Annotated in this window: 14 protein-coding genes and 1 pseudogene; 3 read left to right on the forward strand and 12 right to left on the reverse strand. The window is 49.1% G+C overall.

Going from position 1 to position 14,193, the window contains the following annotated elements:
- Nucleotides 1-11: 11 nt before the first annotated feature.
- The 7 genes and pseudogenes from KNO96_RS12385 to KNO96_RS12410 form a co-directional block, all read right to left on the reverse strand.
- Nucleotides 12-986 carry a LacI family DNA-binding transcriptional regulator gene (locus tag KNO96_RS12385; protein WP_214704099.1) on the reverse strand — a complete coding sequence of 325 codons (975 nt, stop codon included), beginning with the start codon at nucleotides 984-986 and terminating at the stop codon, nucleotides 12-14.
- A gap of 17 nt (nucleotides 987-1,003) precedes the next feature.
- On the reverse strand, nucleotides 1,004-2,536 hold the full coding sequence (locus KNO96_RS12390; protein ID WP_214704100.1) for an alpha-glucosidase: 1,533 nt from the start codon (nucleotides 2,534-2,536) through the stop codon (nucleotides 1,004-1,006).
- Nucleotides 2,537-2,571: 35 nt separating this feature from the next.
- Nucleotides 2,572-5,790, reverse strand: a complete 3,219-nt coding sequence (locus tag KNO96_RS14485; protein WP_214704101.1) for a GH36-type glycosyl hydrolase domain-containing protein — start codon at nucleotides 5,788-5,790, stop codon at nucleotides 2,572-2,574.
- Entirely contained in the window at nucleotides 5,787-7,940 is a 2,154-nt protein-coding gene (locus KNO96_RS12400) for a glycoside hydrolase family 3 N-terminal domain-containing protein (RefSeq protein ID WP_251125198.1), read from the reverse strand. The genes KNO96_RS14485 and KNO96_RS12400 overlap by 4 nt, the downstream gene beginning before the upstream one ends.
- 193 nt (nucleotides 7,941-8,133) lie before the next feature.
- Nucleotides 8,134-8,244, reverse strand: coding sequence for a hypothetical protein (locus KNO96_RS14490; RefSeq protein ID WP_483297751.1), 111 nt, complete (start codon nucleotides 8,242-8,244; stop codon nucleotides 8,134-8,136).
- Nucleotides 8,245-8,311: 67 nt separating this feature from the next.
- Nucleotides 8,312-8,578, reverse strand: a pseudogene (locus tag KNO96_RS12405) (heme-binding protein); the annotation flags it as partial.
- Between the two features lie 49 nt (nucleotides 8,579-8,627).
- Nucleotides 8,628-9,668 (reverse strand): flavin monoamine oxidase family protein, encoded by a 1,041-nt coding sequence (locus KNO96_RS12410; RefSeq protein ID WP_214704106.1) that lies wholly within the window; start codon nucleotides 9,666-9,668, stop codon nucleotides 8,628-8,630.
- An 82-nt stretch (nucleotides 9,669-9,750) separates the two neighbouring features.
- On the opposite strand from KNO96_RS12410, the gene KNO96_RS12415 reads away from it, so the two are divergent.
- Nucleotides 9,751-10,035: a hypothetical protein gene (locus KNO96_RS12415; RefSeq protein ID WP_026824420.1), complete on the forward strand. Its 285-nt coding sequence runs from the start codon at nucleotides 9,751-9,753 to the stop codon at nucleotides 10,033-10,035.
- Here the strand turns inward: KNO96_RS12415 and KNO96_RS12420 are convergent.
- Both KNO96_RS12420 and KNO96_RS12425 read right to left on the reverse strand, forming a co-directional pair.
- On the reverse strand, nucleotides 10,032-10,775 hold the full coding sequence (locus tag KNO96_RS12420) for a nucleotidyltransferase domain-containing protein (protein WP_214704109.1): 744 nt from the start codon (nucleotides 10,773-10,775) through the stop codon (nucleotides 10,032-10,034). The genes KNO96_RS12415 and KNO96_RS12420 overlap by 4 nt on opposite strands.
- Nucleotides 10,772-11,308 (reverse strand): DUF3841 domain-containing protein, encoded by a 537-nt coding sequence (locus tag KNO96_RS12425; protein WP_214704110.1) that lies wholly within the window; start codon nucleotides 11,306-11,308, stop codon nucleotides 10,772-10,774. Before KNO96_RS12425 ends, KNO96_RS12420 begins: the two co-directional genes overlap by 4 nt.
- A gap of 127 nt (nucleotides 11,309-11,435) precedes the next feature.
- Here KNO96_RS12425 and KNO96_RS12430 point away from each other — a divergent pair, with 127 nt between their 5' ends.
- Nucleotides 11,436-11,660, forward strand: coding sequence for a hypothetical protein (locus tag KNO96_RS12430; RefSeq protein ID WP_214704111.1), 225 nt, complete (start codon nucleotides 11,436-11,438; stop codon nucleotides 11,658-11,660).
- 25 nt (nucleotides 11,661-11,685) lie between these two features.
- Here the strand turns inward: KNO96_RS12430 and KNO96_RS12435 are convergent, their stop codons facing one another.
- Complete coding sequence (locus KNO96_RS12435) at nucleotides 11,686-12,321, reverse strand: DUF3841 domain-containing protein (RefSeq protein ID WP_051545914.1); 636 nt, start codon at nucleotides 12,319-12,321, stop codon at nucleotides 11,686-11,688.
- 86 nt (nucleotides 12,322-12,407) lie between these two features.
- Complete coding sequence (locus KNO96_RS12440) at nucleotides 12,408-12,773, reverse strand: Lrp/AsnC family transcriptional regulator (RefSeq protein WP_251125197.1); 366 nt, start codon at nucleotides 12,771-12,773, stop codon at nucleotides 12,408-12,410.
- 202 nt (nucleotides 12,774-12,975) lie between these two features.
- Here KNO96_RS12440 and KNO96_RS12445 point away from each other — a divergent pair, with 202 nt between their 5' ends.
- A complete protein-coding gene (locus tag KNO96_RS12445; protein WP_214704112.1) occupies nucleotides 12,976-13,557 on the forward strand; it encodes a cysteine hydrolase family protein in 582 nt (193 codons plus the stop codon).
- Nucleotides 13,558-13,723: 166 nt separating this feature from the next.
- On the opposite strand, the gene KNO96_RS12450 is transcribed toward KNO96_RS12445, so the two are convergent.
- Nucleotides 13,724-14,191, reverse strand: a complete 468-nt coding sequence (locus KNO96_RS12450) for a hypothetical protein (RefSeq protein ID WP_214704113.1) — start codon at nucleotides 14,189-14,191, stop codon at nucleotides 13,724-13,726.
- Nucleotides 14,192-14,193: the final 2 nt, after the last annotated feature.

The raw sequence follows: 14,193 nt of genomic DNA on the forward strand, positions 1-14,193 counted from the left end.
CAATACGTATTTTATCTTTTATTATTTTTTTTTCGAATCGAGGCGTCTTTCATGAACTTTGAAGGGATTGTCTCTTTCGAATTTTCTTTCTCTTCAATCAGATGGAGTAATGCGCGAGCCGCCTTTTTGCCCCAGTCAGGCTTCGAATAACTGACGCTCGCGATTCGGGGCTGCGTATAGTTGGTAATCTCGAGTTTATCAAAGCCAACGAGCGAAATGTCTTCCCCGATTCTGAAAGAAGAGTTTTGCAAGACGTCATAAACCCCGAGCGCCATGTCATCATTTAAACAGATAATAGCATCCCCTTCTTCGAGAACTTCAAGTAAGTCACTCGCTGCACGAATGCCTGACCGTTTCGTGAATTCACCGGTCCATTCCCGGACGGTTACCCTAGCCGCGTTCGCGCGATCAACGACAACTTTCCGTCGTTCGACAGCGTCATGATTGCCGACCGGTCCGTTCACAAGTTGGATTTGTCCAGGATTGGTCTCTAGGATGGCGTCCATCTCTTGATTCATCCCAATCTGATTATCGAGCAGCACACAACTGATGTTCGGATGCTCAATCTCACGGTCGAGCATCGTCAGCGGGTGGCCTCGGTCTGCGAACTCTAAAATCTGTTCTTGGGTGAAGCGATGCCCTAAGATGAGCGCCCCATCCACCATGCGTTCGGTCATCAGACGATGTGATTCGGGACCGTTGCAAACAATCAACTCATAGCCAGTATCAGACAGCTCTTGGTTGATGCCTTTTAATAACTCTCCATAGAACGATCCGGAATAATCGCCTAAAAAGGCTCCAATAATATGCGTCTTTCTCGTTTTTAGCGTCCTCGCCGCAGCGTTCGGCACGTAGTTCAACTCTTCAGCGATTTTAATGATGCGTTGCCTCGTCTTTTCTGTCACTTTCGGACTGCCGTTCAGCGCATATGAGACGGTCGATATCGAAACGCCAGCCTCTTTTGCGATGTCTTTAATTCCTGCCATTTCCTCACTTCCTTCTGTCAAAAATTATAACATATGAACGCTTCATATGGCCGTAGCATTGGCGCCTCAACCTTCTCTGTCGAAACTAAACGTTCCCCGCAACCACTGGGTAGCGGTAGCGTATCTTGAGACAAATTTGCGACGACAAGGAGTGGGGGCTCTCCATCGATTATGCGGCGATACACATATAGCCGCTCCTCCGTCGGGACGAGTTCATAAGCTCCGTCTCGAAGCAGTCTATTTGTCCGGCGTAACGCAATCAATTCTCGGTACAGATGAAGCAGACTCGTTTCATCTGAACGCATCGTCGCGACGTCCCTGCCTGCTTCGTCGTGAGCTGATCGAAGCCACGGTATTCCCGTGCTGAACGAGTTCGTTCCTTCGTTCCATGCCATCGGAATTCGGGCATGGTCACGTCCTTTCATGCGAACAGCATCAAGCGTTCCACCCGTCCGCAAATAATTTAGCGTCTCGATATCTTGGTACTCCTCTGTCGCAATCGTACCGTTCGTCATCCCGATCTCTTCTCCTTGATACAAAAACGGGATTCCTTTCAACCCGTACAGGAGGACTGCGAGCATCTTCGCAGCCCGCTCGTCACCATCATACCACCGTGAAATGACACGCGGTTGATCATGATTGTTCCAGAACAGGCTATTGCGTCCTTCCACCGCAAACGCTCGTTGCCACGTATCGAGAGTGGTTTTCAGTCTCGACGGCTCGAACGGAGCAAGCTCCCATTTGCCTTGCCCTGCCTGCTCATCGAGAGCACACACTTCAAAATTGAAGACGACGTCGAGCGAACCGTCCCGTTGCAAAGTTAGAATTTCGTTCGGAGTCAACCCGCCCGCTTCCCCAACAAGCAACAAGGAAGAGGTGTCAACTTGCGCGACTAAATCTTTCAAGTAACGGCGCATCAACGGAAAGACAAGCCATTGCTTTCGATTGACGTCTTTACCAATTAAATCAATGACATCAAACCGAAAACCAGTCACCCCGCGCTCGACCCAAAATGCTAAGACTGCTGACATTTCCTTGCGTACTTGCTCATTCCCCCAATTCAAATCTGGTTGTTCCGGAGCGAATGCGTGGAAATAGTACTGACCCCGAATCGGTGAGTACGTCCACGTCCCACCCCCGAAGAACGATCTCCATTCATTCGGCGTATCACGCCAAATGTAGAAATCACTAAATTCTCCTTCCGGGTCACGTTCGGATTGAAGGAACCACTCATGCTGATGCGACGTGTGATTGGCGACGATGTCCATCATGATGCCGATTCCTCTGCCACGTGCTTCACGAATCAACTCGTTCATATCATCCATCGACCCGAACAGAGAATCGATTCGTGTATAGTCTGCGACGTCATAGCCGTTATCGTAACCGGGTGAGACGTAAACCGGATTCAACCAAATCATCTCTACCCCGAGCCAGCTTAAATAGTCGAGGCGACTGATCACTCCTTGTAAATCACCGACCCCGTCACCGTCGCTGTCTTGAAAACTCTTTGGATATACTTGATAGACTGTGCTCACTTTTTTTGCGTTCATATGGTCCTCCTATTAAGAAAAGGGTGACGAATTCGTCACCCCTTCACCGTAATCACTAACTCATTCTTTTCCTTGGCGTAGCGCAAAAATTCATCTTTTTCGACACGCTGTCCTGCTTCGCGGTATGGATTCGTTAGAGTGTGACCGTTCAACTTCTGACCATTCAGCGTTATACTCGGCTCACCCGTACGGAACTGGACCATCGTCTCCGCACCGAACAGGCGGATTTTCACATATGTGTCCGCATCGACAATCGGATCGAATTCGACATGATTTGTCCCGAGACGAATCCCCAGGTAATTCGAGACGAGCTGGTTGAACCAGATTCCCGGTCCACTCGAATAAATGCGCCATCCTGCTTTCACGGGTACCGCTCCATCTTTCAAACGGTTGAACTGCGCCTCCGCCGTATAGCGGTCAGCGAAATCTCCATCCGAACTACTGAAGTAGGCATTTCGTTGTCTCGGTGCGGCATTTTTCACTTCATCCATCCGGACCGGGTTAATCATATTGAAGGCCGGGCGAATTTTCTCTCGAAGCCCCGCCTTCGCGAGCGCCTCGATGTAGCGAATATGAGCATGAACGTACTGCAGCCCAATCTCACGACCAAAGTTCGCGGCCTGTTCGGCCCGCATAAAGTGACGACTGACTCCGCCTTGGTACTCGGCAGGTCGGTTCATGAGACGGACTCCGTCCGGGAACGTCAAATGCGTGGCGATCAAATCAAAGTTACGTGTCATCTGGTCTTGGTCGACAAGTTCAGCGATGACACTGCGCGTCATTGGCAACAAGCGGTAGCGCATTGGCAGCGTTTCGTCGGACGGATGAAGCATCGCCTCAAAGCGTCCATCAACTTCTTTTAAGAATCCTGCGATAACCCCGTCTCGAATCATCTCGTCTGTGAACTGCTTCCGAATTGCTTGGCTCAACTCACCTAAACGATCTGCCAAATGTGACGCCGGCAACTGTTCGTGCAACTGACGGAACGTTTGGTACGTCAATGTGACCGTCCATGAACTGATGAGGTGACGTTTCAAATCCTCATCGGCTGGTTGGAGCGTGTCGTCCCAGTCTCCTCCACCGTAAGCCGAAAAGACAGAACCTTCGACAAAGTGATCTTCAATGAATCCAAGTGCTCGTTCCACGTGCGAATACAGTGAAGCTTCCGCTTCTGTCTTTCCATCACGATAGCGGAATGGAATTATTTCGTCTAGACACGTCACGTCCTCAGTTCGGGCTAAGTAATCCGACAATGCCTTGAGCGGCCAAACGATGACATCGCCATGACTATCCTCTTGTTGGATACCCTCATATTCATCGAACATGAACCATTGTGGCCAATCTCCGTCCTTAAATTGATGACTGAAAATCACGAGCAAGAGTTTTCGCGCCTCTTCAAAATGACCGGTCGCAAGCAAGAACTCCATCGGCCCTTGTGAAACGTCCCGCGTCCCCCAAGCGGCTCCACCATACTGCTCTAGACCGTGCGGTGATTGATAGTGCACCCGCATGTTTTGAACGTACCAAAACGCTTGAATATTCAACGCTTCGATGTCAGGTGTCTCACCTTCAATCGTGAGTCCGTTCATATAGCTATCCATCCACCTCCGGTAAGCGTGTCGCTCCTGATTTTCATCAAGTCCGAACGGGACGTGAGTGGCCAGTCCAAGGTGCATCGTCACACGCTCACTCGGCTCAAAAGACATCCAGACGAGATCGTCCTCAAACAGTCGGTCGAACCAATCTGACGTTTTGAGGAGCTCAAACGGCTGATTGCTTTCGATCGCGTACGCCAAATCAGGTCGTGTTCCGGCGCTGTCTGCCGTATTGTCCGCTTTGAATAGGAGCCGGTTGTCCATCTGCTCCATACGGAACGGAACGACGTACTCTTGCGTGTTCATCGCGACCTGGTGGCTCATGACGATCCGTCGCGATTGCGACGATTCGACGGTCGTCTTGATAACAGGAGCATCTGAGGCGATAACTGTACGGACGATAATCGTCTCCCCGTCTAACTCGTAGCGCCATACGGCCTCGTTCAGACGCATCTCGAACAGACTCGGCATCGTCAGCAAACGGTATGCCCCGTTCATCTCGACATAGATGCGTTGCCCTGACGTTTTCGGGACATTGAGTGGATTACGGACGTTGGTCGTCCATTTGTTGAAGTTTGTGTTGCCGTAAACGATATGCGAGTTAAAGACACCGTTCATGAATACGGTCGTCGCGAGCTTCGACTCGTCCGGCATCAGACTCCCAGCGTTCAATAAGATGTTCCCGTGACTTCGCTCAACGAGATGCTCTTTCGCCGCTAAGACGACGTGCGAACCCTCTTCGGTGAAGAAGGACATGAGCTGTCCACCCTCTATCTCTTCGAGTCGTCGCACCGGGTAGAGGCGCTCGATTTCGCTCATCGCGAGCCCGCCACCGCTGATTGGTTGGAACGATTGGTGAAGCCGCGGGCGCGGACGTACTGTTTGATCGACAGGCGTGCCCGCTTCGATTGTTGTGAAATGCTTGATTGAATTCTCTGTCAGCTCTTCAGGATGATCTTGAACGAATGATAATTCGAATGTGATTTCTCGTTCCGTCCCCATGTCTAACGTCTCTGTACGAAGTGTCGGTAAAGCGAACTCATATTGATAGACACGGGAAGGCAACGCATTGTCTAGTCCTGCGGCCCGCCCGGTCAATTTATACGATGTACCATATACATCAAAACCATCCGTCGCATATTCTGCGATAGTTCGGGACGACGTCATTCGAATCGCCGGGAACCCGGTCGACTGCTTTTGATTTTGGCGCGCCATCAGCGCCGTATCCGTCTTCATATAGTCGATATACTGGGCCATGTAAGCCTCATTCGTGCGAACACCACCTTCATCAGCAAGCCCGAGATCTTGGACGTACGTGACGTCGAATTGACCTGTCCCTTCGAATGTAGCGTCAAAGCGAACGCCGTGGTCACTGATTGTCCCTCGTACTTCATATGCGAACTCCGGATAGTGTCCTGACCAAACGATTTCCTGACCAGAGGCCGCGAAATCACTAGGTGAATGCAATCCCAGCAACGGTCGGGCAACTCCGCCCTCATGTCGGACATAAAGGTTTGCCATCGAGCCGTCAAATGGATGATGGATTAACTGATTGACCATGATCGGTCCGGTTTTAAATTGGCGGATGTCTCCCATCGGAGTGAGCGAAAGGCTCACGTCTCCGCATGTTAGTGTTGTCTGTTCGGTTAATACATTCACGTCGTACACCTCGTTTTTGTTTTTAGTTCAAAAGATTTTGCCAATACGTCACGGCTGTTCGGGCCCACAAAAAGCGTAAACGTTCCCTGATCAGCGTCAAACGAACCGTTCGGCTGAAGATAGCGGAGCATATCTCCTTCAACGGTGAACGTTACCGTCACGGATTCGCCGGCTTTGAGGGTCACTTTCTCGTACCCTTTCAATTGTTTGACCGGCCGTGAGACTTTGGCTATGTTGTCTTGGATATACCATTGGATAATTTCTTCTGCCGTCGTCGCCCCATCATTTCGAATGACGACAGTCGCCTCGACGATGCCGCCTGTTTTGTCTTTGACGATGAAATCGTTGTAGCTAAACGTTGTGTATGTCATACCATATCCGAAAGGGAAAAGCGGCTCGTTCGGTGCGTCGAGATATTTGCTCGTGTAGCGTGGGTCAGCGTGTTCGATGTCTGACGGACGCCCTGTCCGCAACGCGTCGTAGCGGATCGGTACTTGTCCGATGTTATAAGGAAACGACATCGTCAGTTTCCCCGACGGACTGACTTGCCCGTACAATAAGTTCACAAGCGCCGAACCAGCTTCAGTTCCCGGATACCAGGCCTCAAGCACCGCATCCGAATGTTCAACGACGTCGCGCAAATCGAGCGGACGGCCATTGAACAAAATCGTCACGACTGGTTTCCCGAGTGACTTTAGACGCTTAAGCCCTTCGCGCTGTGTCTTCGGAAGACGAATGTCCGTACGGCTGCCGGCTTCACCGCTCATCCACGAGGCTTCGCCAAGCGCCAGGATGACGACATCCGACTGTTCTGCGATGCGGCAAGCCTCCGTCCAATCAATTTCTTTTTCGACGGTCGATCCTTCCGCAAACACATAAGGAATTTCAGCCCGGTCAAATGCCTGCCGCAACGTCACGGCTTCTTCTCTTTTCCCATATCCGTCCCACGGACCAAGCACGTCGTTTGAGTCGGCGAACGGTCCGATGAGCGCGATGCGTTGCTTTTGTAACGGAAGGACACCATCATTTTTCAAAAGGACCGCACTCTTTTCTGCCAGACGACGCGCCTGGTCTCGATGCCCATCTGAAAGGTGGAGCGTTGTCTCTTTCGCTTGATCAATCCCTCGGTAAGGGTTGTCGAATAAACCTAATTCTTCTTTTAGCTTCAAGATCCGCAAGACCGCCTCATCCAGTAAAGCCTCATCGACCCCATCTGCAAGCACCGCTTCCAGATGATTCGTGTATGCGCCCGACATCATATCAATATCAACGCCAGCTCGGAGTGCGAGTTCACCCGCATCCTTCAGCGTCTCGGCGACGCCATGATGGATGAGTTCTTTGATTGCAGTCCAGTCCGAGATCAATACACCTTCAAAGCCCCAGTCACTGCGGAGGATATCCCGCATTAGATATTCACTAGCCGTGGCCGGAACACCATGGACGACATTGAAACTCGTCATTACCATCTTCGCCCCCTCTTCAAGGGCTCGTTTATAGGCCGGCAAATGGAACTCACGCAGCTCGCGGTCAGATACATCGACCGTATTGTAGTCGCGTCCTCCTTCCGGCGCGCCATACGCCGCGAAGTGCTTGACGCAGGCAGCCAGCGTATCGTCTCTCGTCAAATCGTCCGACTGATAACCACGGACGAATGCCGCCGCCATCTCACCGTTCAACCACACGTCTTCTCCGCTCGATTCCATGACACGCCCCCATCGTGGGTCGCGTGACAAGTCAGCCATAGGAGAGAACGTGACGTGTAGACCGGAAACGGTCGCTTCAACGGAAGAAGTGCGTGCCATTTGTTCAATTTCGTTGAGATCCCACGAACAGGCCATCGCGAGCGGGACCGGGAAAATCGTACGGTGTCCGTGAATGATGTCCGCCATGAACAAGAGCGGGATGCCGAGTCGATTATGTCGCAAGTAACTTTCCTGCAACTTTTGCGCTTGTTTAGCGTTGCTGATCCCGATGACCGATCCGATGTTCCACCTATTCTCGTCGGTGATGCCGTCTTCTTTCAACAACTCCGCAATCGGTCCGGTGATCACATCTTGCTCATCATCCGAAAAAATGGATGGCAGTGTCTGAACAAGCTGTCCCACCTTTTCAGCTACTGTCATCTCCTGCACTAATTGTGTCGCTCTCATTCCATCCCGCCTTTAACTTTTATTTGTTAATCGAAACGTTTCACCTGTGTATACCAAAATTATAAGCGCTTACAAAAAGAGATGCAATGGTTTATCGAAACGTTTCTATAAAAATGTACTTATATTTTCCATCCAATAAGAAAAAACGACTTAAAATCAAATTGTTCTTGATTTTAAGTCGTTTTTTCTTCATTTAATTTTGACACTGTCGATAACGTTCCATGCCTCTAACCGCATACTTATGATCAGTCTCCAGTGCTAAGCCTGCGACTGACACCGTACCAATCATCCCGACACCGTTCACGCGGATCGGAAGCGTTCCTCGCTGGTAACAGTGAATCTGTATCGTGTGAGAGACCCGACTCTTCAAAACGCTTTGCGATGAAGTGCGAGCTAAGTTGATAGTGGTCCGTCACCCGTTTCTTCCGAAACAACCACATGTAGTTCTCTTCTGGCGTTCCTTCCATCAAATACGTGAAGACCGGGATACGGTTCTTTTCGATATGAACAGCGACGTTCACCCCGTCCTCTTTCTCCAAGTCGATGATCGTTTGACCGAGTTGAAGTGCCTCTTCGTGACCGAGCGTCAAAAGTGTTAATTGTTCCTCTTGTGCTTGAAGTTGTGTTGTATTCATCATAATCTTTCCTTATACGAAACAAACCCGTCACACAGGGTGACAGGCTCGATTAATCTTCTATGTTGAATTGCTTTACAACCCGCTCCGCTGACCGTAACGCCCCTTCAATATGTCCCCCAAACTGCGCATCCGTCTCCGAACCGATCAAATGGAGACGGTCCCCGAGCTCGATTGGACGGTAAGCCGGGAATGCCGTGAGCGGCATGAGGTCATCAGATGTCGCTGTCTCTGATTCTGTCGACCAATCCATATAATGAAAAGCCAGAAAATCATTCGCTTTCGGACCATATAACTTCTCCAGTTGCTCGATGACACGCGTCTTCACTTGTCCTCCCCCCAGCGCTTCTCGTTCTCCCGGTGACAGACGGAAGAATCCGAACAGCGCACCTTGACCGTCAACCGGTGAAGCGTCATGAATCTCTTGAAGCGGACCGACCCAACTCATCCCAAAGCCAGACAAGCCCTCTTCTCGCCAGAACGGTGTCTCGTATACAATGAGTGCCTTCGCCTGGGATGCCATCCAAGTCGGTGTCGTTTTGATCGCTTTTCGCGTTTGCGCTGACAGTGCCGGTTCAATCGCTACATCTGCAACGAGACGAGGTGGAACCGCGAGGATCACGTCGTCCGTGTGATGCACCGAACCATTTCGGAACGTCAATTGAACTCGGTCGGACTGTCGATCAATGGACGTGAGGCGATGCCCTAGCCGAACGATGTCATCGGGCAACTTCGCATAAAGTGCTTCCACTAAACTCATCATCCCGCCAACTAAACGTTTCGATTGAACGATGCTTTCCTCTGGCAACACATGTCGTTCCGGTGCGGTCGTCGTTTGACGTTCGAGTACCATTTGTCCTGTCGTGTGTTGAACGAATGACTTGAGTCCGAGTGTATCCACGAGTTCAGAGATCGTCTTCTCCGTATCCGGCCAATACCACGTTGGACCGAGGTCGTAGCCGTCCTTCGTGAAGATACGTCCACCAACTCGGTCACGTGCCTCAAAGATTGCGACGTCATATCCGTTTTGATGAAGCTGGCTCGCGGCATAAAGCCCACTGACACCAGCTCCGATGATGGCAATTGATTTCATTGTAACTTCTCCTTTGTCGTACGTCTCTCCTCGATTATACTGAGTTAGATGGCTTTACATATGCAAGAAAGGACGACATCAATTGAAAAATATGTTCTATTATCTATTCTTCCCTTATATCGTATTGATGCGCATTTTGTACCGTTTTATTCAAACTAAGGGTCGGATGACTGTGGCGATGTGTCTCGTTTCATATCCCGTATGGTCTCTATTTTTATTCGACCTCATTCAATGGCCGACCGCAGTCGAATTTGTCATCATTATGTACGTATCAAGCGCTCTATATGTCCCTCATTTTTTCTTTGACACAGATGTGAAGCGAAGACGACCGAACGGGTACATCCCAATTGCAGAACGGCATCGTTAAGTCCAATCTATTTCATTCAGATAATCTAGAAGCTGTTGATTCGTGATGTCATCTTGTCTCAACAGTGTTTCCCCTTCCTCTACTCGCTGATCTTCCGGGAAATAGAGTTTTAGAATCGCCAAGCACGCTTCTACAGTCGTCGCAAAACTCTCGTCTTTTACGTTGATTATCAAATACCAACCTCGGATGACGCGCTTCACGATGGAGCGCTTCTCTAGATGAGACATCTGTCCACGAAGCAATTTCGACTTGGCTGCTTCAATCGAGGAAACCAAGTCCTGGTTCAACGCCTCACTCACACGAGCATCCGGCTTCATGCGCGGGAATTGAGTCGAGACATCTTCCGCGTAAACACACGTACAGAGATGTCTTAGCCAAAAGCCCCATTCAAAACGGTTCGCTGAATCCAGTGCCACATTCAGACGACCGATATCGTAGTCGATTTTGATGACTTCCGGATGTTCCGTTAGTAATTGCTCCGTCTGCTCCACCAATTCTGTGGCATCGATGTCCTCATGCACGAGCACAGTCAAATCGAGATCGGATTGCCCAGCAACGGCCGTCCCGCGCCCGATACTTCCGTAAAGGTATATGCTATGTAGCTGTTCACCGAATGCTTCTTTCACCAATTCGATTGCTTTATAGAGGACGGTTTCAAACTCAGGCTGTATATGACGGATGGACGTCTGGTTGATGACGTAACCAGCATCGTCCGTTCCAAGTCGAGTCGGCTTGTTCATGACACACCTTGTTCGACGAACGATTGGACACCGAGCACCTGGTGAAGATGAATCTGGTCGACAATATAGTAATATTTCGTATTCGTTTCGGGATATTCCTCAACGATTGCTTCGCACCATTCACGGTCGAACATCTTCTCCCACGATGTACGCAGTTCTTCCTCGTTCTCTGCCTCACGGTCTTCAAAAGAAAGGAACCATCGATTTAAGGCGAACACCCAATATCCTGCTTCCAGTTCTAACACGTCCTCATCGGGTAGCTCGACGGTCAAGACGACACCCGGTTCCCCAACCTCTAGAAAACCACCACGCGCGACGTTTGGTGGGGTATCACTAAGCCAAACGGGATCATTCCCATTCAGTAATCGTTTCGTGCGTTGCTCGTATTGGTCAGCCAGCCAATCATAGGCAGGTCGATGATTGGCATCATCCTGATCTTTAAGCATGCCGTAGTTCGGGTTACCAAATAAAAAGCCATTTCGCTTAGCGGCTTCCCATGCATCTGCGTGCTGATATGTATAATAGATTGCCATTCCATCGACTCCTTTCAACTCTCTCTATTCAGTGTACCGAGAATAAAGGGTACAATGCCAGTGCCACTCTTTCGCTTTGGATGGATTTGGAAGTATAATGAAGGCGTAGAAAGGGAGGCATGTCTATATGAACGTCATCATGGTTTCATTATTCGGACTCATCTTCACGATTTTGCCAATCGCCGTACTAATCATCGGTATGTTGTGGATTCGTAATGTCGTCATACGCTCTGAGAAACGGGCTGACGAGCAACTCTTTATGGAACGTGAACGCTCGAAGCAGATGCAAGTATTGATCGAACGTCTCGACCACATCGAACAACAATTAGATTCGAACGCAAAACGCAGCTGACTTAAGTTAGCTGCGTTTCGTCTAATCACACTTTCCATTCAAACGACTTTGAACGAATGAGGCCTAGCTTATATCCGATACGCCACCCCATCCCTCTTACTCGGTCCAATAAACTGTCTCCCCGACCGACGAATGGCATGACAGCACGAACTTGGGTCAAATCAATTCGGTGAACGACGTGTTGATACACCAATTCAACATTTGGTTGGTCCGCGACGGACGCTTCGCACCATACTTTGTCAAATATACGTTCCCACGATTGTCGCACGAACAGTTCATCCGGTTCGTCTTCTCGATCATACTCTTCTAACGTCTCATATAATGGAAAGTTACTTAGCACATGGTGCCAATACGTAAACTCGGAAGCCAACACCTCTTCGTCTGGTAGTTCAACGGTCAACACCACACCTTGATTCCCTTTGCCAATATGTCCATCTCGTCCCAAGTCGGGGAACTCGTCCCAACACCAAATCGGATAGTTTCCGTTCAATGAGATTCCAATTCGTTTCTCATACTGTTCGACCATCCAATCATAGGGTGCTTTAAAATCTTCAACCCCTTCTTCCATGAATAGTGCGTGTTCGCCGTTTGCTTCAAGATACCCTTTCTTCAAAGCTTGTTGCCAAGCCCCTTCTCGTTGATGTGTATAGTAGATACCCATAACTTTTCAACCCTTTCACCATTCTTCTTCTGCTAGTTTATAAAATTTACGCAGAAACACTACGGCAAAAAAATAACCAGGTCATATTATACGATAGGTCGGAATGACACAGGCGAAGAAAGGTTGATGAGCGATGAGGGACGGCCGTATTCCATCGATTCGTCGATGAACGTCTCTAGCGTGCGTACATTCTCCGTTACCACTTTGACGAGGTAACTATACTGGCCGGCTAAGCGATGACACTCGATGACAGTCGGCTGTTGACGACAAAATTCACGGAACGCCTCACACCGATGTGTGTCATAAAGAATAAAGGCAGTCATATGCTTGTCCATCTTTTCGGGATTTACGATGGCCCGGTATCCTGTAATGACTTTACGGTCTTCAAGTCGCTTTACCCGTTCGGTCGTAGCGGGCGTAGATAATCCAATCTGTCGTCCTAATTCGGTCATCGAAATCCGGGCTTGTTATTGCATCAATTCAAGAATATGGCGGTCTATTTCATCCATTTGGCATTCACCTTTCAAAAATAAAGTGAAACGGTACATTATCCGTTCTTTCTTAAGTCATTCGCTGAAACTTCCGTCAAACCTCTATGTATCTGTATTCCTCCGTTGCATACACTTGAAGTAACTAATTCAAGGGGGAATCAACATGCAAACAACAGTCGTTCCATTACTCATCATCGATGTCCAAAAAGCCTTTCATGATCCAAGCTGGGGAAACCGCAATAATCCACAATGTGAAGAGAATATCGCGCGGTTGATTGAAGCGTGGGAAACTCAAAATCAACCAATCATCTACGTCCAACATGTCACGAACGTTCCAACCTCACTCTTCTATTTCAAAAAAGACGGTCATTTGTTCCAAGACTTCATCCAACCTCGTGAACAAGATGTCATCCTGACGAAACAGGTGAATAGCGCCTTCATCGGAACGGACCTACAGGAACGACTTGAAGCACTTGGTGCGACACAGATGGTCATCACCGGATTGATTACGAACCATTGTGTCGAGACGACCGCACGGATGGCGGGAAACTTAGGATTCAATCCAATCGTCGTCTCCGATGCGACGGCAACATTCGACCGTCAATCGATCAGCGGGACATGGATCCCCGCAGCGGTCATCCATGATGTGTCGCTCGCTAGTTTGAATGAAGAATTTGCATCGATTCAAACGACGGAAGCTACGCTCCAGCTCATTCACCAAAAAGAAGTACAGCCCTTCTCATGAAGGATGTACTTCTTTGATGTCATCTGAAGCGCATAAAGCGAACGCCTTAGGTATTCTTATCGATGTCGTGTAAAACAAATCAGAGGGCGGTCTACGTATAGAAGGTTATATGTCGTTCAAGTAATGACGCATGACCTTCTTCTATTCCAATATGTTTCGAGTGCTTTCAATCAAAATGACCGACTTTCCCCCGACTGTATAATCGGTGGGTCACATGAGACGCATCGACTTGCTTCAATTTGCGGTCAAGATTCGAGGATGCAACGATTCCAAATAAAACGAGACTACAAGCCAACAGCAATCCCGAAGCATACCCTTCTCTAGACAAAATCATCATACTCAATAATGTAAATAGTACAATCATTCCAAGACCTATAGCACACTCATACCAGACGAGCCGTCGATATCGTACACTTTTGTTAAATGTCAAAAGAACATTCATCCGAAACACAAGCTTGATACACGCCGTGACCGGAAATAAGATGATGAACCAAGTGATTTCGGCTAACCATTGATGATCATTCCAGTAAAACAAGGCACCGCTCAAAGTAATCAAGAGTCCTACGTGAATCGCAAGACGGGTCGAACGTTTTCCAGATGCGTACATGTGATTGAAGCGTTCATTTAATTTCACCG

The organism is Exiguobacterium sp. s89 (assembly GCF_018617735.1).
GTDB lineage: Bacteria > Bacillota > Bacilli > Exiguobacteriales > Exiguobacteriaceae > Exiguobacterium > Exiguobacterium marinum.